This is a genomic window from Burkholderia sp. BCC1977, from assembly GCF_905339595.1.
In the GTDB taxonomy this organism is placed as follows: domain Bacteria; phylum Pseudomonadota; class Gammaproteobacteria; order Burkholderiales; family Burkholderiaceae; genus Burkholderia.
On record NZ_CAJPGQ010000070.1, the window covers coordinates 1 to 20,121 of the forward strand.

Sequence of the window (20,121 nt, forward strand, 5' to 3'; positions counted from 1 at the left end):
AAAAAATACCCCTCGCCGTATTGATGGGCCGGAGAGCCTTGTGCTATAAGGGTTTGCGCTCTTTAAGAGGGAAGTTCGCGTCAAAGACACCTGTTTTGGCAATATGGTGGTGGACCAAGTCCAAGGTGCATCCATCGGGAAAAATGGGACCAGCACGAGCTCGCTGTACGGCGTCGGCGGCGACGTCAATGCGATGGTGCAGGACGCGTATCCGGTCGATCCTGGCAAGCAGTTCGCGTGGTCAGCCAATGCTCGATTGCAACCGGCAAGCAGTTCGTTTGATTCGACCGCAGCGAGCCTTGGGCTGTCGACGGAGCAGGCACTGCGCTTGATGGCGTCGTCGAGCAGCGCATCGATCATTGATTCGAATGGCCGACGAGTGCGGTTGCGTATCCGGTGCCGACGCCGTATGTGCCGGCGGTCGAGATTCCAGGCGGGCCGCCGCTCAAATCGATCCCGGTGCTGACGGAAACGGACGGTGGATTCTGGCGCGGGTTCGCAGGTGATCGCCGTAGCGTGTTCGAGGCGCCGGCCCCGTTGTCGGAAAAGATCGGAGCGGGCGTGCGAGCGGTGGGCGAGTTCATTGCCGATCCGCTGATCGAACTGAGCAATCAATATCGAGACGTGTATTCCGCAGCGAGCGGAGCGACGGGTGGTTGGCGCAGTGCCTTTGCGCAGCAGGTGTCGGATGGTAGCTATGGTGGAGCCGCGCTGACTGAATTGGGTATGGCGGCCGGAGCGACACCGATGGTCGGAGCAGCGCGCAAGGGTCTGGTATGGGCCGTGCCAGCGGCCGGACCGATTGTCGAGAGCTATGCAGCAAAGTCCGGAATTTTGGCCTATTCGGTTGATAACGGTGGGCTGGCGACGGGGGCTGCCCGTGTGGCTGATGTCGCTCCAGGAAATTCTCCGAGAGGCGGGTTTGTTTTTCGCGGAGATGGGCGATCGCCAGACGTTATATTTAACGAAGGTCTTCGCCCCCTTGGAACAAGCACTGATCTCCATGCCTATGCGCTTCAAAACGAGCCTAGTATATTTGTGTCTACGTCGAAATCTGCAAATGTTGCACGCGACTTCGCTGACATGCAGGGCGGTGGGTATGTTTATACAGTACGCGTGCAACCCCAAGGAGTTGACGTGAATACAGTCCTCGGTTCTCGCAGTCCATTCCCGCATGAAGTTGAAATCGCGGTACCGGGCGGCGTCAATTCAACGGACATCATGGGTGCTCGTTTGGTTGGAGATACCGGGCGCTTTGTTGGTCCGTTCATACGAAATCCGTTGTATTACGGGTATAAGCCATGATTTTTGTTGAAGTAGAAATCGCGACTGTTTCTGGTAAGAGTGATGTCTGTGAGATTGAGTACACAGATGGTGTACCTGTCTCTGTAACTTTCAGAAATGGAACATTTGGTGTGCTGACATTTAGGGAAGGAAGCTTGTTTGATGCGATAACGTCGTACCGGCGCGTGATCGAACCGAAGGGCTACTTCCTGTTGTGCAACGGTGCCCGCAAAGATGCTTACCCATCAAGAATGATGTTACAGATGGGGCTGGGGAAAAAAATCTATCTGTTGCGCGAGAGTGAACAGGCACGACGTGAAGATCTGGTTGATATTTTCGGCGGCGCTGCTATCGATCAGGTTTGCAGCGTCGACGAACAACGATCTGCCTATGAGTCATGGCTTAGGAGTTTGAAATGAACGATGTGAAGCATGAGATCACGCCCGATGTTGTGCAGGCTGCCCGAGCGAATCCAAATGGTTGGGTCTACAAGATCGAGGGAGCGTATGGGCCGACGGAGTATGTTCCGCCAGAGGCGGTCGTCGGTGCGTGGAAGGTTGATTCGAATGGCAATCTCACTGGCGATTTTGTGGAGAACCCAAAGTATCAACCCGGTCACTCAAAAATCGATACGACGACGAGTCCAGGGAACTCGTGACCCTTGTGTATCGATCGTGTCTCCGACCTGTATCCCGGATGTCGCCCGACAGAAAACGACAGGCACGACGGATATGTTTACGGAAATGCCGACGCATTGCCGAACCATATCGTGCCCAAAGGGCGCAGCCCTTTGGAAACCGGGATGGTGGTGCCGTGATGTTCCCTCGGTGTTCCATCGACGTGTGCCCACGTGCGTGTCGTGTTCTGGTTGCGTTCGTGCGAGGAGCAAAGGACGCTCTTGCAGGATAGGCGCGTGGTGCTAGAACGTATTACAGGGCTTGCGGACGCGGTGCTGATTGCACCACATCGTGTTTGATGCGCGGCGTCGAATGGCCTTCGTTGGTCGAATCCGATTGGCTGCTGTCTTTGTAGAAATAAAAAATAGCTTCCCCAACCCCGGCAGTCGCGTGGGGAGAAGAGCGGCTCGAAGTGAGCGGCTAAAGAGAAGGCTGGCCTACCGCGCGAGCACGGTATCGAGCAGGTCGGAGGCGAGCTTCTGCTTGGAGCGCGGGAGTTGGCTGATGGCGTCGACCTGCTGCTGCAACCGTGACGCGGGACCGGGTTTAGCCGGAAGGTGGGCCGGTTCGCCAATCAGTTCCGTGACGCTGGTTCCGAGTTCGTCGGCCAGATCCGGCAGCATGTCGGTGGTCAGCCGAACCCGTCCGCCTTGCGCGTGTGCACGGCGGACTTCGATGAAAACTTTGATCTGTTTGGGATTTCCGGACCAAGATTCCTAAAGCGGATCACGCCCCTACCCCCCACGCTTGCGCCGCACCTCGCTCGGCGTCGTGCCGGTCCAGCGCTTGAACGCGTGGCGGAACCCCACCGCGTCGCTGAAGCCGAGCGTCAGCGCGATGTCCTCGGTGCTGAGCGTGGTGGTGCTCAGGTAATCGATCGCAAGCGCCTTGCGCACGCTCGTCAGCAGCGCGCTGTACGACGTGCCTTCGGCGTCGAGCTTGCGGCGCAGCGTGCGCGACGTCATGCACAGGATGTCGGCGATCGCGTCGATGTCCGGAAACTGCCCGGGCGTGCGCGTGAGTTCCTGGTACACGCGCCGCGTGACGCCGGCCTGGCTGCGCAGTTCGTCGAGCAGGCGCGCGCAGTGCGACGACACCTGCGCGGCGGTGATCGGGTTCGCGAGCTGCGGCGCGCGCGCGAGCCACGCGGCCGGATAGCTCAACACATGGTGCGGCTGGTCGAACGCGATCGGGCATTCGAGCGCATCGGCGAGCTGTGCCGCATGCGCCGGCTCCGGCTGTGCGAACTGCGCGCGGGCCGGCACGCACCACGCGCCCATCACGTCCTTGATGATCGTCACGTGCAGCGCGAACTGCATGTCGATCAGGAAGCGGTACAGCGGCAGGTCCGGCGCGGGCAGCGCGGCTTCGTGCGGATCGGGGAACAGCCACGATGCCGTGTCGCCCTGTTCGACCCAGCGGATCGCGAGCATGCCGTTCGCGAGCTGGTGATATTTGACGGCGGAATCGAACGCATGCGCGAGCGATTCCGAGCACAGCATCGCGTAGCCGTACATCCCGTAGCTCGACGCATGCAGCCGGCGGCCGACGCGCACGCCGAGATCGGTGCCGTCGTAGCGGCCGATCGCGTTGCGCGCGGCGGTCAGGAACTGCAGCGACGACGTGAGCGTGAACGGATCGGCGACGGCGTCGGGCGACAGGCCGGTGCCGTCGAGCACGGCCGTCGGGTCGAGCCCGCGTTCCTGCGCGACGCCGACGAGCACGGCCAGCTTGGCCGGCGAGAAGCGCTTCTCGCGCGGCGCGTGGGCGAGCGGGGCGTCCGGCAGCGGGGCGGCGCCGGCGGCCGTCGGGGTCAAGAGCGCACTGCGCGGCATGGGGGTTCTGCGTCCGATTCGATACCGTTCCGGGTTCGCGATTCTGCGCCGGAACGCCCGGGCGCGCCATAGGGTTCACCCTGATGTGCAAGGGCTTCCATGGTCCGGCAAGGGCAAACCGACGCGCGAGCGCAAGCCGAGACAGGTCGCCCGCCGCACCCCCGCGTGTCCGTTTCGATCATCTTTTCGACCGGCCGGATCATTTTCAAAGTGCCTTCGGCGGGCGATAGTCGCCGGTCAGGCGACGGCCCATGCGCATGCGGTGCGCGGGCCGCCGTGCGAACGGCGCTGCCCGGCGCCTTCCCCGAGGAGCAGGACATGACGAAGAGACACTGGATCGAGTCGTATGGCTCGATCCCCGCCGAGATCGATCCCGATCGCTTTCCTTCCGTAACCGCGCTGCTGGACGACGCGATGCACCGCTTCGCCGATCGCCCCGCGTTCCGCGCGCTCGGCCGCACGCTGACCTACGCCGACGTCGACCGCCTGTCGGCCGCGCTCGCCGCATACCTGCAGCAGGTCGTGGGCGTGCGCAAGGGCGACCGCGTGGCGGTGATGCTGCCGAACGTACTCGCGTTTCCGGTGGCGACGGTCGCGGTCGCGCGGCTCGGCGCGATCCAGGTCAACGTGAACCCGTTCTACACCGCGCACGAGCTCGAACACCAGCTCAACGACGCGGGCGTCGAAGTGGCCGTGGTGTGCGGCGGATCGATGGGCACGTTCGCCGACGTGGTCGGCAAGACGCGCATCCGGACCGTGCTGAGCGTGGGCCGCGGCGATCTCGGCGTCGTCGATGCGCCGGCCGGCGCGTGCGACGCGCTGCCGCCCGGCTCGATCCCGCTCGCGGACGCACTCGCCGCCGGCGAATCGCTCGCATTCGAGCCGGTCGCGCTCGGCGGCGCCGATCTGCTGCTGCTGCAATACACGGGCGGCACGACCGGGCTGTCGAAGGGGGCCGCGCTGTCGCACCGCAACCTGGTCGCGAACATCGAGCAGTTCGGCGCGATCGTGCCGGCAGCACGGCAGCCGGGCGAGGAGGTCGTCGTCACGGCGATCCCGCTGTATCACATCTTCGCGCTGACGGTGAACTTCCTGTCCTACTTCGCGATCGGCGCGGAGAACTGGCTCGTCGCGAATCCGCGCGACATGGACGGCTTCATCGGCGTGCTGAAGGCCGCGCGGCCGTCGGTGTTCGTCGGCGTCAATACGCTGTATGCGGGGCTCGCGGGTCACCCGCGGCTGAAGGACGTCGACTGGTCGCGGCTGAAGCTGTCGGCCGGCGGCGGCGCGGCGGTGATCGACGTGATCTCCGCGCGCTGGAAGGCGGTGACGGGCAATTTCATCCGCGAAGGGTACGGGCTGTCGGAGACGTCGCCGGTGGTCACGTTCAACCCGCAGTCGGTCGACGCGTTCTCCGGCACGACGGGCCTGCCGCTGCCGTCGACCGACGTGAAGCTGCTGGACGACCAGGATCGCGAGGTGGCGATCGGCGAAGCGGGCGAGATCTGCGTGCAGGGGCCGCAGGTAATGGGCGGCTACTGGCGGAAGCCGGAAGCGAACGCGACGGCGTTCACCGCGGACGGCTACTTCCGCACCGGCGACATCGGCGTGTTCGACGCGGCCGGCTTCCTGAAGATCGTCGACCGCAAGAAGGACATGATCATCGTGTCGGGCTTCAACGTGTATCCGAACGAGGTGGAAGCGGTCGCGACCGCGCTGCCGGGCGTGGCCGAATGCGCGTGCATCGGCGTGCCCGACGAGCGTACCGGCGAGGCCGTCAAGCTGTTCGTGGTGCTCGCGTCGGACGCGGCCGTGACGGAAGCGGAGCTCGTCGCGCATTGCCGCGCGAACCTCGCGGCCTACAAGGTGCCGAAGCTGATCCGCGTGGTCGACCGGCTGCCGAAGTCGACGGTCGGCAAGATCCTGCGCCGGGAACTCAGCCGCGTCGACTGATGGCGCCGAAGCGCCGCGCGCCCGGAAGCGCGCGGGCCGGCATGGCGAACGCCGCGAACGTCCCGAAGGCCCGGCTTGGGCCGCTCAAGTACAATGCGAGCGGTTCGATCGACGGGGACGCGATGACCGGTTCAGACTCACCTTCCGCCCAGCCCGGGCGTGCGCTGCCGTCGCCGAGCGCGACGGTGCCGATCTCGCTCGTCAACGGTTTTCTGGCGAGCGCGGGCGCGCAGCGCGACGTGGTCGAACGCTACCTGCGTGGGGCCGGCATTCCGCTCGAGCTGCTTGGCGAGCCGCATGCGCGCGTGACGGAAGAGCAGTTCTCGACGCTGTACCGCACGCTCGCGATCGACCTCGACGACGAGATGCCGGGCATCTTCTCGCGCCCGCTGCGCGGCGGCACGCTGAAGTACCTGTGCCTGAGCCTGCTCGATGCGCGCAACCTCGAAACGGCGCTGCATCGGTTCGGCCAGTTCTTCCATATCCTGCTCGACGACTTCTTCGTCGAATCGAAGCGCGACGGTCTGGTCGCGCAGGTGCTGCTGCGGCCGAATCCGGCCGTCGGTCCGATCGGCGCGCTCGGCCAGGAGCTGATGCTCAAGCTCGTGCACGGCGTGTGTTCCTGGCTGATCGGACAGAAGATCCCGCTGCTGCAGATCGAGCTCGCGTGCCCGCGGCCGCGCCATGCGGTCGAGCACCTGTACTTCTTCTCCGGCTCCGTGCAGTTCGACTGCGAACGCACGCTGATGCGCTTCAGCGCCGACTACCTCGACGCGCCGATCCGGCAGAGCAAGCGCAACCTGCGCAAGTTCCTCGCGCGCGCGCCGGGCGACTGGATCTTCGAATCGTTCAGCGAACAGCTCGTGTGCCATCGCGTGCGGCAATACCTGTCGGCGGCGCTGCCCGATCTGCCGGTGATCGACCAGGCGGCCGAGCATCTGCATTGCTCGGTGCGCACGCTGAGCCGCCATCTCGCCTCGGAAGGCACGACGTTCCAGGCGCTCAAGGACGAACTGCGGCGCGACATCGCGATCCAGCGCCTCACCGACACGCTCGACACGATCGCGGCGATCGGCGCCGATATCGGCTTCGACGATCCGAGCGCGTTCCATCGCGCGTTCCGCCACTGGACGGGCAGCACGCCGGGAACTTACCGGCGGCGCGCGTAGCGCGGTGTTTTCAAACGCGCTCCCATAACCGGGATCCTTCGTGCGCTCCCATGGACGGCTCCCCGTCGCGGCGCGCGTCGTCGTGCGGGCAGCGCGCTTCGTATCGGGCACGCGTCATCGCTGCGCCGGCTCGACCGTCAATGCCCGGCCCGCGAACGCGCGGCATCGGGCGTCATGCCGGTCCAGTCGCTGAACGCGCGGAAGAACGAGTTCGGATCCTGATAGCCGAGCAGGAACGCGATCTGGCTGTACGGCAGGTCGGAGTGATCGAGGTAGTGGCGCGCCAGCCGCTCGCGCACTTCCGCAAGAATCGCCTTGAAGCTGGTGCCTTCGCCGCCGAGTCGCCGCTGCAGCGTGCGCGGGCTGATCGCGAGCGTGCGTGCGACGTCGTCGACCGTGCCGACGCCGCCGGGAATCAGTTCCAGCAGCGCGGCGCGCACGCGCTCGGCGATGCCGGCGTCGGCCGACAGCGCGTCGAGGCGCCGCCGCAGGTCGGGCTCGAAGATCTGCCACATCGCGTCGTTCGCCGTCACGAACGGGCGGCGCGCATCGTGCAGCGACACGCTCACGGACGGCGCGTCGCCATACCGCGGCGTCACGCCGAAAAATGCTGCATAGCCATGATGCGGCGCGAGGTCGCGCGGCAGGGTGACCGCCCGCGCGGACAGCTCGGTGCGCGTGCCGATGCGCGCCAGCTTCACGAAGAAACCGAGTTCGGCGGCGATCAGCGTGGCGGGCGGCGGCACGTCGCGCTCGATGAAATCGACGGCGAGCACGAGCGCGTCGGCGTCGTGCTTCACGCGCAGACGGAGCGGGCCGATCAACGGCTTGAATTCGCCGATGCGCCGGATCGCGACGTCGAGGTTCGGGCTGCACAGTGCCGCGAACAGCGGCGGGTCGAACGCCTCGACCGACAGGAAATCGAGCACGCGCAGCGGCAGCGCCGGATGGTCGACCATGTCGTCGAGCGTGCGCCACAAGCGGAAATATTCGGCGGTCGTCAGCTCGCACTTCGCGCGCGTGAAGAGATCGGCGGGCAACTGCGCGCGCGGCAGCAACTCGTCGACGTGCACGCCGAGGTCGACCAGCATCACCTGCAGGCCGGGAGAAATCACGAAGCGGTTCATCGCCGCAACTGTCCGGTTTCGATCAACTGCTGAAAGAAGTCGTTCATCGACTCGGCGAGCGGGCGGTAGCGGATCCCGAGTTCGTCGCGGCTGCGGCGATTGTCGGCGCGCCACGGAACGCCGACGTTGCGGGCGACGATGCGGCGCGTCACGCTCTTGTTCGCCAGCGGGCCGACCAGCCATACGAGCCACTTCGGCAGGATGCGGCGCGGGATCGGGTAGTCGGCGCCATACCGTTCGAGCAGCGTGGCCGCCAGGGCCGGCAGGCTCGTGTCGTGCGCCGACACGATGTAGCGGCCGTTCGCGTCCGGCAGGAACGCGGCGCGCAGGTGTGCGTCGGCCAGGTCGCGCACGTCGACCGCGCCGATGCCGAGGTCCGGCGCCCCCATTTTCATCGTACCGTTGCCCATCTGCCGGACGATCTCGAAGCTTTCCGATGTCGCGTACGGATTGATGCCCGGCCCGATGACGAGCGACGGATTGACGGTCACGAGATCCCAGCGCTGCTGCGCGCGGGCGATCTTCCACGCTTCGCGTTCGGCCACCGTCTTCGAATACGAATACGGCTGGTGTTCGAGCGACGAACTGGTATTCCAGATCGCCTCGGTGAACACGCCGTTCGGCGCCGTGTCGCGATCGGCGTTGTCGCCGTAGATCGCGGCGCAGCTGCTGGTCAGCACGACGCGCCGCACCGACGGCGTGCGGTTCACCGTCTCGAGCACGTTGCGCGTGCCGAGCAGCGCCGGATCGACCAGCTCTTTCTGAGGATCGCGAACGGTCACGGTGAACGGCGATGCGGTATGGAATACGGTCCCGCAGCCTGCCATCGCTTCCGCATACGAGCCCGGTTCGAGCAGGTCGGCGCGGAAATAGCGGATCTTGCCGGGTTTGCCGGCCGCGATGCGCTGCAGATGCTCGAGCTTGTCCGGGGCGTCGGGATGGCGGACGGCCGCATGCACCGTCAGGCCGGCTTCGAGCAAGCGTTGCACGAGCCAGCCGGCGACGTAGCCGGTAGCGCCGGTCACCATCACCGGCAGGTCGGTATCGATGTTCATCATCTCGGGTTCCGTGACGGAAGATGAAGAACATGATGCCGCTTTTTCGATGGCGAGTAACTCGCAATGCGCGCCAATCGATATGCAAGGTGCGCCAGGCGTTGGTCGTCGATCGAGGGGGGCGGCGGACTACGGAAGGGGGCGCGTCGAAGGGGAAAAGGGCGGGATGCCGGGTGAGGACAACGCCTCGGTCCCGACATCCGTGACGACAGAGCGAGGCCACGCGGCGCTGGAGCGGCTCGCTGCCCGCTCCACGCGCGTGGCCGTACTCAGGCTTTCAGCGCACCGAAGATTTCCGTGAGCATCGACTTCGCGTCGCCGAACAACATGCGGTTGTTGTCCTTGTAGAACAGCGGATTGTCGACGCCCGCATAGCCGGACGCCATGCTGCGCTTCATCACGATCGAGGTCTTCGCCTTCCACACTTCCAGCACCGGCATGCCGGCGATCGGGCTCGACGGGTCGTCCTGCGCGGCGGGGTTCACGATGTCGTTCGCGCCGATCACCATCGACACGTCGGCCTCGGGGAAGTCGCCGTTGATCTCGTCCATCTCGAGCACGATGTCGTACGGCACCTTCGCTTCGGCCAGCAGCACGTTCATGTGCCCCGGCATGCGGCCCGCCACCGGGTGGATCGCGAAACGCACGTCGACGCCCTTCTCGCGCAGCAGCTTCGTCAGTTCGAACACCGTGTGCTGAGCCTGTGCAACGGCCATCCCATAGCCGGGTACGATGATCACGCGCTTCGCTTCGCGCAGCAGCTCGGCCGTTTCCATCGCGCTCACCGCGACCGCTTCGCCGGCCGGCTGCGCACCGCCGCCGGCTGTCGCCGGCGCGCCCGCGCCGCTGCCGAAGCCGCCCGCGATCACGCTGATGAAGTTGCGGTTCATCGCGCGGCACATGATGTACGACAGGATCGCACCCGACGAGCCCACCAGCGCGCCGATCACGATCAGCAGGTCGTTGCCGAGCATGAAGCCGGTGGCCGCCGCCGCCCAGCCCGAATAGCTGTTCAGCATCGACACCACGACCGGCATGTCCGCGCCGCCGATCGCCATCACCATGTGCACGCCGAACAGCAGCGAGATCACCGTCATCACGACGAGCGGCAGCATGCCGTCCTGGATGCTTTCCGTATGCAGGAACGCGCGGCCGTAGTAGATCACGATCAGCAGCGCGGCGAGGTTCATCCAGTGCCGCGCCGGCAGCAGCAGCGGCTTGCCGCCGATCTTGCCCGACAGCTTGCCGAACGCGATGATCGAGCCCGCGAAGGTGACGGCACCGATCAGGATGCCGACATAAATCTCCACTTCGTGGATGGCCTTCTCGGCGCCGGTGAACTGCAGCGACGTGTCGATGTAGCTGGCGAAGCCCACCAGGCAGGCTGCGAGACCGACCAGGCTGTGCATCAGCGCGACCAGTTCCGGCATCTGCGTCATCTGCACTTTCTTCGCGGCGTACAGGCCGACGGCGCCGCCGACGACCAGCGCGGCGATCACGTACGGAATGCCCGCGGCCGACACGCGCGGACCGGCCACGGTGGCCAGCACGGCGATCAGCATGCCGATCATGCCGAGCAGGTTGCCGCGGCGCGCGGTTTCGGGGTTCGCGAGCCCGCCGAGGCTGAGGATGAACAGGATCGCGGCGCCGATATAGGAGACGGTAGTCAGGTTGGAAGTCATTATTGTTGTCCCCTTATTTGCGGAACATCGCCAGCATGCGCCGCGTCACCGCGAAGCCGCCGAACATGTTGACGGCCGTGAGCGTGAGCGCGCCCACCGCGAGACCGAGGATCAGCCCGGACGGACGATCGCCGGCGTTGGCCAGCTCGCCCAGCGGCGGTGCGATCTGCACGAGTGCCCCGATCGCGATGATCGACGAGATCGCGTTGGTCACGCTCATCAGCGGCGTGTGCAGCGACGGCGTGACGTTCCAGATCACCATGTAGCCGACGAAGCACGCGAGCACGAACACCGTGAAGTGCGACAGGAAGCTGGCCGGCGCGAACTGGCCGACCAGCAGGAACGCCAGCGCGCCGATCGCGAACACGATCGCGAGCGCCTTGGCCGACATCGGCTCGCCGCTGTGGCCGTGGCCTTTGGACTTCGCCGGCGCGGCCGCCGCGGGCACGGCGGCCGGGGGCTTGGGCGCGACGGCCGCCTGCTTGATCGGCGGCGGCGGCCACGTGACGTTGCCTTCCTTGATGACGGTGAGGCCGCGGATCGCGTCGTCGTCGAAGTCGACGTTGATCTTGCCGTCCTTGGTCTTGCACAGCTCCTCGATCACGCGCAGCAGGTTGGTCCCGTACAGCGTGGACGACTGCCGCGACAGGCGCGACGCGAGATCGGTATAGCCGACGATGGTCACGCCGTGGCGCACCACCGCCTCGCCGGGCACCGTGAGTTCGCAGTTGCCGCCCTGTTCGGCGGCCATGTCGACGATCACGCTGCCGGGCTTCATCGACCGCACCATCTCGGCGGTGATGAGCTTCGGCGCGGGCTTGCCGGGGATCAGCGCGGTGGTGATGATGATGTCGGCGTCGCTGGCCTGCTGCGCATACATCGCGCGCTGCGCCTGCTGGAAGCCTTCGCTCATCACCTTCGCGTAACCGCCGCCGCCCGAGCCTTCCTCTTCGTAGTCGACCTTGACGAACTCGCCGCCCAGCGACTTGACCTGGTCGGCCACCTCGGCGCGCGTGTCGTTCGCGCGAACGATCGCGCCGAGGCTCGCGGCGGTGCCGATCGCGGCCAGACCGGCCACACCGGCGCCGGCGATGAAGACCTTGGCCGGCGGGATCTTGCCGGCCGCCGTGACCTGGCCGTTCAGGAAGCGGCCGAACGCATGCGCGGCCTCGATCACCGCGCGATAGCCGCTGATGCCGGCCATCGACGTGAGCGCGTCCATCTTCTGTGCGCGCGACAGCGTGCGCGGCAGCGAATCGATCGCCAGCACGGTGGCGCGCTTCGCGGCCAGCTGCTGCATCAGCTCCGGATTCTGCGCGGGCCACACGAAGCCGATCAGCGTGCCGCCTTCGCGCATCAGCGCGACTTCGTCCGCGCCCGGCGGGCGCACCTTGAACACGATGTCGCTGCCGGACCAGAGCTCGGCCGCGGTGGCGGCGATGCTCGCGCCGGCCGCGCGGTACGTGTCGTCGTCAAAATTCGCGCCGGCACCGGCGCCGCTTTGGACGGCCACCGAAAACCCCAGCTTGATCAGTTTCTCGACCACCTCGGGCACGGTCGCAACGCGCCGTTCGCCGGTGGCTGTCTCCAGAGGAATCCCAATCTGTAATGTCATAGTGTGAAAGATGGGTGATGGCCATCGCGATGCGCTCGGGCCGGTGCGTCAAGGTACCAGAATCATGTGCGTGTTTAGTGGTGCGCGCGAGGGGTTGCGTTGAAAATAGAACGACCGTTCGCTGGGCGCGAATAGAGTATGCCCCATAACGACGGCGCCATCGAGTAAGCGAGCGTATCGGGCGCGTCTTCCGTTGTACTGTTGTGTTTTATCCACGTGCGTCGAAAATCGCGTCGGCCGAACGGATGTTGACGATGCGATCGGACTGCCGCTTGCGCGATGCGATGCGGTGCGGTGCTGCCGCGTGAGCCGGCCGCCGCGCGGATGGTACGGCATGGCGTCCCATAACCGGCTTCCTTTGCCGGTTCCCATGGCCGGCTTCCCGTCGATGATCTCGCCGCTCGTTGCGTGGCCGGCTCGCCCTCCGTGGGGTGATTTCGTCGGCGTACACGGAAGCTGACGATTCGAGCAGGCGTTGAATCGTTTTCACGCACGCCGGCACGATCCGGCCGATCGTGAAGCGCATGCGTACCGTTCAACAGCGGCTTGAAACAATCCAGACCGACCGGTAGGTAGATGGCTGGGCGCTGGCCGCAGACGGATCCGTCTGCGCATCATCACGATCGTCGGATCAATTCAGCAGGCACCATATCGCGAGGAACGGCGCATCGCCGGAGCGCATCGCGTGCAGCGCGCCGGGCGGGTTGTGGATGCCGCCACCGATACCGGGATCGAACCATTCGCCGTTGCGCTGCCGGAATTCACCGGCGGTCATGAGCACGTACGCTTCCTCCGGCGCGTGACCATGATCGGGATATCTCACGTCCGGCATCATCAACGAGAAGCCGAGCTGAATGTCGTCGCGGCTTTCCGCGCCGCCGGGCCCGCAGATCATCCCGTTCACGTGCCCGTCGATGTAGTTCGGGCTGCCGTCCTTGCCCGACGTGCGACGCGACCATCCGACCACGGGTTCGAGCGACTTGATCAGCCGGGCGACGGTGGCGAACGTCGGGTTGATACGTGCGACCGACGCGAGCGCCGGGTCGAGCCATTCGCAGGCGGGGTATCGCACCGCGAGCCGCGTTCCGTTGTCCGACGGCTTCCGCAGCCGTGCGAATACCTGCGGCGCGAACGCGCGCGCGGTGGGCGGAAGCCTGTCCGACTGGAACAGCTCGCCGGCGACCCGGACGAAATCCGCGATGTTTTTCGGGCGTTCACTCATCCTGGTTTTTGCTCCCGCGCTTGCGTGGCCTGATGAGACGAAATTCTATGCAGAAACCGCCGGCCCGGACGGTGAAAAAAGGGCGGCCGATTTGGCGGCGGCCGCCATGCACGCGCCGCGGTTGCCGTCCGGCCCGCGGCACGTGTCGCTATCGACGGCGCATCACGCCGCCGCCTTCAGGCTGCCATGCGGATCGATGACGAATTTCTTCGGCACGCCCGAATCGAACGCCGCATAACCGCTCGGCGCATTGTCGAGATCGATGACGGTCACGTTGACGACTTCGGCGATATTCAGCCGATCCCACAGAATCGCCTGCATCAGGTTGCGGTTGTACTTCATCACCGGCGTCTGGCCGGTAAAGAACGAATGCGACTTCGCCCAGCCGAGACCGAAGCGCACCGACAGGCTGCCGTGCTTCGCCGCGGCGTCGACCGCACCGGGATCGTCTGTCACGTACAGGCCGGGGATGCCGATCCTGCCGGCGGCGCGCGTGATTTCCATCAGCGAGTTCAGCACCGTGGCGGGTGCCTCCGCCTGCGAGCCGGCGTGACCGTGGCCGCGCGCTTCGAAGCCGACGCAATCGATCGCGCAGTCGACTTCCGGTTCGCCGAGCAGGCCGGCAATCTGCTCGGCGAGCGACGCGTCTTCCGAGAGATCGACAGTTTCGAAGCCGACGCGCCGCGCGTGTTCGAGTCGTAGCGGATTCACGTCGCCGATGATCGTGACGGCCGCGCCGAGCAGTTTCGCGGAAGCGGCGGCCGCGAGCCCGACCGGGCCGGCGCCGGCGACATAGACGGTCGAGCCCGGCCCGACACCCGCGGTCACGGCGCCATGATAGCCGGTGGGCAGGATGTCGGACAGGCACGTGAGGTCGCGGATCTTCTCCATCGCGCGGTCGCGGTCCGGGAATTTGAGCAGGTTGAAGTCCGCATACGGCACCATCACGTACTCGGCCTGCCCGCCGATCCAGCCGCCCATGTCAACGTAACCATAGGCGCCGCCCGCGCGCGCCGGGTTCACGTTGAGGCACACGCCCGTGTTCTGTGCCTTGCACATCGGGCAGCGGCCGCACGCGACGTTGAACGGCACGGACACCAGGTCACCCTTCTTCAGCGTCATTACGTCGGAGCCGACCTCGACGACTTCGCCGGTGATTTCATGACCGAGCACGAGCCCCGACGGTGCCGTCGTCCGGCCGCGCACCATGTGCTGGTCAGAGCCGCAGATGTTGGTGGCGACCACGCGAAGAATGACGCCGTGATTCGCTTTGCGGCCCGAAGGATCAACGAGGTCCGGGAAGGCGATGCTGCGTACCTCGACCTTCCCCGGACCGACATAAACAACGCCACGATTGCCTGACATGGTGTCTCCCGATGTGATGGTAATGGGACGGAAGGCGACGCCTTCCGTGAAGCGTTACAGCCAGTCGGTTTCGAAGCCGCAGTCGGTCAGCGACACGCAGCCGTGCTCGGTCAGCACCACCTGCTGTTCGAGCTTGACGCCCTGGGTGCCGCCTTCCGCGCCGATGTAGCTTTCGACGCAGACGGTCATGCCGACCTCGAACCGGCCGTCGTAACCGGAGCTCTCCCAGTCGACCTGATGCGCGATCGCCGGATACTCGTCGACCATCCCGATCCCGTGCGCGAGGCAGCAGTAGCGGTTCTTCACGAACGGGTCGGGGATCTTCCATGCCTTTTCCGAGAATTCGCGGAACGTCATCCCGGGCCGCAGCAGATCCATGTTGAAATGAACCTGCGCGTAAGCGTATTCGTACAGCTTGCGCTGTTCGTCCGACGGACGGCCGTCGCCGACGAGCCAGGTGCGGGAGATGTCCGAGCAGTAACCGTTCGGCCCGACCATGTCGGTGTCGAACGCGAGCAGGTCGCCCGCCTGCAGCACCCGCGACGAACATTCGTGCATCCACGGATTGGTCCGGTCGCCGGACGCCAGCAGGCGCGTTTCGATCCATTCGCCGCCGTGGCGGATGTTCTCGTCGTGGAGGTTCGCCCAGATGTCGTTCTCGGTCAGGCCCGGGCGCAGTTCGCGGCGCATCCGCTCGATCCCTTTCTCGGCGGTGCGCAGCGATTCGCCGATCAATACGAGTTCGCCGGATGACTTGATGAGCCGGGCGGTTTCCATCAGTGCCTGGCCGTCAGTCAGCGTGAGTCCGTGCTTCATCAGGTACGCGGTGCCGAGCGGGTCGAGCCGATCGACGGCCAGGAAGCGTTCGCCCGGCGCATGCTTGCGGAACACGTCGACGATCCCGGCGCCCCATGTTTCGGCACGCTGCTCCGCATCGGGGCCGGCGTTGAAGTAGGTCCAGCTGACGGCGCCGCGAAATTCCACATCGAGATTCAGTCCGTCCCACACGTGTTCGCTGCTGTGGAACTCCCACGCGACGATGTGTCCGTTCGCGAACACCATCACGTAGCGCGCGGGGTTGCGCCCGGCCCACACCTGCATGTTCGACGTATCGGTCGCGTAGCGGATGTTGACCGGGTCGTACAGCAGGATCGCCGGAATCTTGTGCGCGAGCAGCTGTTCCTGAACCCGGGTCAGTCGGTATGCGCGCACGTCGCGCAGAATCGTGTGCTTGTCTTCACGATACGTAGCACTGCTTACGTCAAGGCGCTGATCGCCGGCCATACTGTGCCTCCTGGAATGGTTCCGATGGTGCGTTTGCAGGGAACGGGGCGTGTGCGCGGCGGATCGATCCGGACACGTGCGGAAAGGCCCGCGACCGTGTCGTGCGCGCTGTTTGCCGCCGGACTACAGCTCCAGCACGAGGTCCGACGTCGGGCGGCTGCAGCACAGCAGCCGGAAGCCCTTCTGGACTTCCCGGTCGCGAATCCCGCCGTTGTGCCGCATGTCGACCGTGCCTTCTAGCACCTTGGTCTTGCAGGTGCCGCAGATGCCCTGGCTGCAGGACGACGGAATCGCGACGCCGGCCTTTCTCGCCGCCGACAGCACGGTGTCGGCGGCGTTCATCGTGAAGGTCCTCGACGAGCGCGACAGCTTGATCGTGAAGGTTTCCGACGACGCCTCGCATGCCGGTGCGGCCGGTGCCGACGCGACGCCGGCGCCGATGTCGAAGCTTTCCTGGTGATAGCGCGCGGGATCGTGTCCGCCGCTGCGCAGCACGTCGCGGACCGCGCTCATGTAGCCGGCCGGGCCGCAGGTGAATGCTTCGCGCTCGGCGTAGTCGGGCACCTGTTCGGCAAGCAGCGGCAGGCTGAGCCGGCCGATCGGTCCCGGCCAGTGCGCTTCGTCGCCGAAGCCTTCACAGATGAAGAATGTGCGAAGGCGCGGCGACAGCGCCGCGAGCCGCCGCAACTCCTTGCGGAACACGATGTCGGCGGGCGTTCTCGCGCTGTGGACGAACACGATGTCCAGGTCGAGCCCGAGGTCGATGCTCGCGCGCGTCATCGACATCAGCGGCGTCACACCCGAGCCGGCGGACAGATACAGCAATTTGGGCGCGGGCGCCGCCGTCGGCGTGAAGCTGCCCGACGGGCCGTATGCCAGCAGCTGGCTGCCCGGCTTCATGGTGTCGTGCAGCCAGTTCGACATGACGCCGCCGGGTACGCGCTTGACCGTGATCGACAGCAGATACGGGCGGGTCGGCGGCGACGAGATCGTGTAGCAGCGCTCGACCGACTGGCCGTGGACGTTCGCCGATACCGTCATGAACTGACCGGGTTCGAAGCGGACGGGCGAGCCGTCGCCCACGCGGAACACGAAGCTCCTGACGTCGTGCGTCTCGTCGACGACGCGGCAGCACGTCAGTACCTGCTGCTCGCCGCTCGCCCAGGTTCTTCCGGTGTGGTCCCAGGTGCCGGGATCGGAGAGACGGTCGTGTGCTTCGTGGGCGGGATCGAACATGGTGTTGACGGAGTTCATGGCATCGCTTCCTTGGGGCGCGTCGCACGTTCGACGTGCGCGCTGTGATTCGCGAAGGCCGGGCTTCGGCGACGGGGCTGCATTGCGCCTCGTTCGATGTCTCGCTCCCTACCCGGATTGCCTTCGCTGTGCGCCGAGTATTGGCGTGCACTAAAACAGCGTCAATGCGCTTTATTTTCCGGGCGCCATTACATTAGGTTATGCGTGACGTGCGTTCGCGCGGACAGCGGCTCGGCGGTAAAGAGCCGGCCACTGCCGCGTGATCTCCCGCATGCCATGCCGGTTGAATCGAGGGTTAACCCCCGATTTCCGGCGCTGCATTCGCCGATAGCCTGCCCTGCGATCCGATCCCGGACGACCGATTCCGTCGGCATTCGTCGAATGCAAGGCCGTCCCATCACCAGGCTCCTTCGCATGCGCTCATGGCCGGCATCCGTCCGCGATTTCCCCAGTCTGCTCCCGATCTTCGGCTTGGCCGGCGGTTCACGCCGCCGGCCGGCCCATCCCGCGGGCACGCCGATTGCGCGTCGCTTTCACCGAATCCGGCGCGCGAACCTCCCGCCCCGACGCCCGTTTCCGCCATCGCCCCGCGCATCGCGTGGCCGGTTTTGTCACCATGTGGGCCGGATATGACAATGGAAAACCGCCGGCGCGGCATTACGATGGGTCACGACGTCGCCTGGCGCTGGCCGGTTTTGCCGCAGCCGCCCGGGCCGCGCGCCTCATTCACCGCCTGATTGGAACATCGACCATGAGCTATAACGCCCCTGTCAAGGACATGCTGTTCGTGCTGAAGGAACTCGCGGGCATCGACACCGTTGCGCAGTTGCCGGGCTTCGAGGAAGCCGGCTACGACACGGCGCAGGCCGTGCTCGACGAATCCGCGAAATTCTGCGGCGAGGTGCTGGCGCCGCTGAACGTCGAAGGCGACCGCAACCCGAGCAGCTGGAAGGACGGCGTCGTGACGGCGACGCCGGGCTTCGGCGCCGCGTTCCGCCAGTTCGTCGAAGGCGGCTGGCAAGGTCTGCAGCATCCGGCCGAATACGACGGCCAGGGGCTGCCGAAGCTGATCGCGACGCCGTGCATCGAGATGCTGAACGCGTCGAACCTGTCGTTCGCGCTGTGCCCGTTGCTCACCGACGGCGCGATCGAGGCGCTGCTGACGGCCGGCACCGACGAACAGAAGCAGCGCTACGTGCCGAAGCTGATCTCGGGCGAATGGACGGGCACGATGAACCTGACCGAGCCGCAGGCCGGCTCGGACCTGGCGCTGGTGCGCTCGCGCGCGGAGCCGCAGGGCGACGGCACGTACAAGGTGTTCGGCACGAAGATCTTCATCACGTGGGGCGAGCACGACATGGCGGACAACATCGTCCACCTGGTGCTCGCGCGCACGCCGAACGCGCCGGAAGGCGTGAAGGGTATTTCGCTGTTCATCGTGCCGAAGTTCCTGGTCAACGAAGACGGCTCGCTCGGCGCACGTAACGACGTGCACTGCGTGTCGATCGAGCACAAGCTCGGGATCAAGGCGAGCCCGACGGCGGTGCTGCAATACGGCGACCATGGCGGTGCGATCGGCTACCTGATCGGCGAGGAGAACCGCGGCCTCGAATACATGTTCATCATGATGAACGCCGCACGCTTCGGCGTCGGGATGCAGGGGATCGGCGTGGCCGACCGCGCATACCAGAAGGCCGCGGAATTCGCGAAGGAGCGCGTGCAGAGCCGCCCGGTGGACGGGTCGGCCAAGCAGTCGGTGACCATCATCCATCACCCGGACGTGCGCCGCATGCTCGGCACGATGCGCGCGCTGACCGAAGGCGCGCGGGCGCTGGCCTATGTGGCCGCCGCGCACAGCGACATTGCCCACCGCCATTCGGACGAGGCGACGCGGGCGCGTCATCAGGCAATCTACGAATATCTGGTGCCGGTCGTGAAGGGCTGGAGCACGGAGATGGTGAACGACGTGGCGAGCCTCGGCGTGCAGGTGCACGGCGGGATGGGTTTCATCGAGGAAACCGGCGCCGCGCAGTACTATCGCGATGCGCGGATCCTGGCGATCTACGAAGGCACGACCGCGATCCAGGCGAACGACCTGGTCGGCCGCAAGACGATGCGCGACGGTGGCGCGGTGGCGAAGGCGCTGATCGCGGAGATCGGCGACACCGTCGCGGCGCTCGGCAAGGTCGACGGCGCGGCGGCCGCGTCGATGAAGGCGCAGCTCGAGAAGGGCGTGCGTTCGCTGTCGGCGGTGGTGGACTACGTGGTCGCGCAAGTGAAGCAGGACCCGAACGCGGTGTTCGCGGGCAGCGTGCCGTACCTGAAGCTGGCGGGCGTCGTGCTGTGCGGATGGCAGATGGCGCGCGCGCTGCTGGCGGCGCACGCGAACCGCGCGAGCGACGCGGCGTTCTTCGATGCGAAGATCGCGATCGCACAATGCTATGCGGAACACGTCCTCGTGCAGGCAGGCGGGCTCGAAGCGTCGATCGTCGGCGCGAAGGGCAACGAGAGCGTGCTCGCGTTGACGGAAGACCAGTTCTGACCGTGACGGTCGGGGCGCAGGAGGAGACAGGATTTTGACCACACAGGACTTGCTCGC

18 protein-coding genes are annotated in these 20,121 nt (G+C 65.9%); 6 read left to right on the top strand and 12 right to left on the bottom strand.

The window, feature by feature from the left end:
* On the bottom strand, positions 1-360 hold a 360-nt coding region (locus U5771_RS33290; protein WP_322027873.1), incomplete at its 3' end, for a hypothetical protein.
* Between the two features lie 36 nt (positions 361-396).
* On the opposite strand from U5771_RS33290, the gene U5771_RS33295 reads away from it, so the two are divergent.
* From U5771_RS33295 to U5771_RS33305, 3 genes are read left to right on the top strand one after another with little or no spacing between them, the layout of a single operon-like run.
* The gene (locus tag U5771_RS33295) at positions 397-1,305 is read left to right on the top strand and encodes an enterotoxin A family protein (protein WP_322027874.1); all 909 of its coding nucleotides are present in this window, start codon (positions 397-399) and stop codon (positions 1,303-1,305) included.
* Positions 1,302-1,703 carry a hypothetical protein gene (locus tag U5771_RS33300; RefSeq protein WP_322027875.1) on the top strand — a complete coding sequence of 134 codons (402 nt, stop codon included), beginning with the start codon at positions 1,302-1,304 and terminating at the stop codon, positions 1,701-1,703. Before U5771_RS33295 ends, U5771_RS33300 begins: the two co-directional genes overlap by 4 nt.
* Positions 1,700-1,942, top strand: coding sequence for a hypothetical protein (locus U5771_RS33305; protein ID WP_322027876.1), 243 nt, complete (start codon positions 1,700-1,702; stop codon positions 1,940-1,942). The genes U5771_RS33300 and U5771_RS33305 overlap by 4 nt, the downstream gene beginning before the upstream one ends.
* 456 nt (positions 1,943-2,398) lie before the next feature.
* Here the strand turns inward: U5771_RS33305 and U5771_RS33310 are convergent, their stop codons facing one another.
* Entirely contained in the window at positions 2,399-2,584 is a 186-nt protein-coding gene (locus U5771_RS33310; RefSeq protein WP_322027877.1) for a hypothetical protein, read from the bottom strand.
* A 111-nt stretch (positions 2,585-2,695) separates the two neighbouring features.
* Complete coding sequence (locus U5771_RS33315; RefSeq protein ID WP_322027878.1) at positions 2,696-3,796, bottom strand: AraC family transcriptional regulator; 1,101 nt, start codon at positions 3,794-3,796, stop codon at positions 2,696-2,698.
* 318 nt (positions 3,797-4,114) lie between these two features.
* On the opposite strand from U5771_RS33315, the gene U5771_RS33320 reads away from it, so the two are divergent.
* Positions 4,115-5,749, top strand: a complete 1,635-nt coding sequence (locus U5771_RS33320; protein ID WP_322027879.1) for an AMP-binding protein — start codon at positions 4,115-4,117, stop codon at positions 5,747-5,749.
* Positions 5,749-6,918, top strand: coding sequence for an AraC family transcriptional regulator (locus tag U5771_RS33325; protein ID WP_322027880.1), 1,170 nt, complete (start codon positions 5,749-5,751; stop codon positions 6,916-6,918). The genes U5771_RS33320 and U5771_RS33325 overlap by 1 nt, the downstream gene beginning before the upstream one ends.
* Positions 6,919-7,055: 137 nt before the next feature.
* On the opposite strand, the gene U5771_RS33330 is transcribed toward U5771_RS33325, so the two are convergent.
* The 9 genes from U5771_RS33330 to U5771_RS33370 all read right to left on the bottom strand — a co-directional run bounded on the left by U5771_RS33330 (position 7,056) and on the right by U5771_RS33370 (position 17,522).
* Positions 7,056-8,045: an AraC family transcriptional regulator ligand-binding domain-containing protein gene (locus tag U5771_RS33330; protein WP_322027881.1), complete on the bottom strand. Its 990-nt coding sequence runs from the start codon at positions 8,043-8,045 to the stop codon at positions 7,056-7,058.
* Complete coding sequence (locus U5771_RS33335) at positions 8,042-9,100, bottom strand: NAD-dependent epimerase/dehydratase family protein (protein ID WP_322027890.1); 1,059 nt, start codon at positions 9,098-9,100, stop codon at positions 8,042-8,044. Before U5771_RS33335 ends, U5771_RS33330 begins: the two co-directional genes overlap by 4 nt.
* A gap of 269 nt (positions 9,101-9,369) precedes the next feature.
* Positions 9,370-10,782: a Re/Si-specific NAD(P)(+) transhydrogenase subunit beta gene (gene pntB, locus U5771_RS33340; protein ID WP_322027882.1), complete on the bottom strand. Its 1,413-nt coding sequence runs from the start codon at positions 10,780-10,782 to the stop codon at positions 9,370-9,372.
* Positions 10,783-10,795: 13 nt separating this feature from the next.
* Positions 10,796-12,397: a Re/Si-specific NAD(P)(+) transhydrogenase subunit alpha gene (locus U5771_RS33345; RefSeq protein WP_322027883.1), complete on the bottom strand. Its 1,602-nt coding sequence runs from the start codon at positions 12,395-12,397 to the stop codon at positions 10,796-10,798.
* A gap of 208 nt (positions 12,398-12,605) precedes the next feature.
* Positions 12,606-12,923: a hypothetical protein gene (locus U5771_RS33350; RefSeq protein ID WP_322027884.1), complete on the bottom strand. Its 318-nt coding sequence runs from the start codon at positions 12,921-12,923 to the stop codon at positions 12,606-12,608.
* A 105-nt stretch (positions 12,924-13,028) separates the two neighbouring features.
* The gene (locus U5771_RS33355; RefSeq protein ID WP_322027885.1) at positions 13,029-13,619 is read right to left on the bottom strand and encodes a dimethylsulfoniopropionate lyase; all 591 of its coding nucleotides are present in this window, start codon (positions 13,617-13,619) and stop codon (positions 13,029-13,031) included.
* A gap of 162 nt (positions 13,620-13,781) precedes the next feature.
* Positions 13,782-14,984: a formaldehyde dehydrogenase, glutathione-independent gene (fdhA, locus tag U5771_RS33360; RefSeq protein ID WP_322027886.1), complete on the bottom strand. Its 1,203-nt coding sequence runs from the start codon at positions 14,982-14,984 to the stop codon at positions 13,782-13,784.
* A 54-nt stretch (positions 14,985-15,038) separates the two neighbouring features.
* A complete protein-coding gene (locus U5771_RS33365; RefSeq protein ID WP_322027887.1) occupies positions 15,039-16,268 on the bottom strand; it encodes a Xaa-Pro peptidase family protein in 1,230 nt (409 codons plus the stop codon).
* Positions 16,269-16,391: 123 nt separating this feature from the next.
* On the bottom strand, positions 16,392-17,522 hold the full coding sequence (locus U5771_RS33370; RefSeq protein ID WP_322027888.1) for a hybrid-cluster NAD(P)-dependent oxidoreductase: 1,131 nt from the start codon (positions 17,520-17,522) through the stop codon (positions 16,392-16,394).
* Between the two features lie 751 nt (positions 17,523-18,273).
* Between U5771_RS33370 and U5771_RS33375 the strand changes: the two genes are divergently transcribed.
* Positions 18,274-20,064, top strand: coding sequence for an acyl-CoA dehydrogenase (locus tag U5771_RS33375; protein WP_322027889.1), 1,791 nt, complete (start codon positions 18,274-18,276; stop codon positions 20,062-20,064).
* Positions 20,065-20,121 lie beyond the last annotated feature (57 nt).

Bases quoted from the DNA above. Each gene is read 5' to 3' on its own strand.
- U5771_RS33300 (WP_322027875.1), top strand. From the start codon at position 1,302: ATGATTTTTGTTGAAGTAGAAATCGCGACTGTTTCTGGTAAGAGTGAT.
- U5771_RS33305 (WP_322027876.1), top strand. From the start codon at position 1,700: ATGAACGATGTGAAGCATGAGATCACGCCCGATGTTGTGCAGGCTGCC.
- U5771_RS33310 (WP_322027877.1), bottom strand. From the start codon at position 2,584: ATGCTGCCGGATCTGGCCGACGAACTCGGAACCAGCGTCACGGAACTG.
- U5771_RS33315 (WP_322027878.1), bottom strand. From the start codon at position 3,796: ATGCCGCGCAGTGCGCTCTTGACCCCGACGGCCGCCGGCGCCGCCCCG.
- U5771_RS33320 (WP_322027879.1), top strand. From the start codon at position 4,115: ATGACGAAGAGACACTGGATCGAGTCGTATGGCTCGATCCCCGCCGAG.
- U5771_RS33325 (WP_322027880.1), top strand. From the start codon at position 5,749: ATGGCGCCGAAGCGCCGCGCGCCCGGAAGCGCGCGGGCCGGCATGGCG.
- U5771_RS33330 (WP_322027881.1), bottom strand. From the start codon at position 8,045: ATGAACCGCTTCGTGATTTCTCCCGGCCTGCAGGTGATGCTGGTCGAC.
- U5771_RS33335 (WP_322027890.1), bottom strand. From the start codon at position 9,100: ATGAACATCGATACCGACCTGCCGGTGATGGTGACCGGCGCTACCGGC.
- pntB (WP_322027882.1), bottom strand. From the start codon at position 10,782: ATGACTTCCAACCTGACTACCGTCTCCTATATCGGCGCCGCGATCCTG.
- U5771_RS33345 (WP_322027883.1), bottom strand. From the start codon at position 12,397: ATGACATTACAGATTGGGATTCCTCTGGAGACAGCCACCGGCGAACGG.
- U5771_RS33350 (WP_322027884.1), bottom strand. From the start codon at position 12,923: ATGCGCTTCACGATCGGCCGGATCGTGCCGGCGTGCGTGAAAACGATT.
- U5771_RS33355 (WP_322027885.1), bottom strand. From the start codon at position 13,619: ATGAGTGAACGCCCGAAAAACATCGCGGATTTCGTCCGGGTCGCCGGC.
- fdhA (WP_322027886.1), bottom strand. From the start codon at position 14,984: ATGTCAGGCAATCGTGGCGTTGTTTATGTCGGTCCGGGGAAGGTCGAG.
- U5771_RS33365 (WP_322027887.1), bottom strand. From the start codon at position 16,268: ATGGCCGGCGATCAGCGCCTTGACGTAAGCAGTGCTACGTATCGTGAA.
- U5771_RS33370 (WP_322027888.1), bottom strand. From the start codon at position 17,522: ATGAACTCCGTCAACACCATGTTCGATCCCGCCCACGAAGCACACGAC.
- U5771_RS33375 (WP_322027889.1), top strand. From the start codon at position 18,274: ATGAGCTATAACGCCCCTGTCAAGGACATGCTGTTCGTGCTGAAGGAA.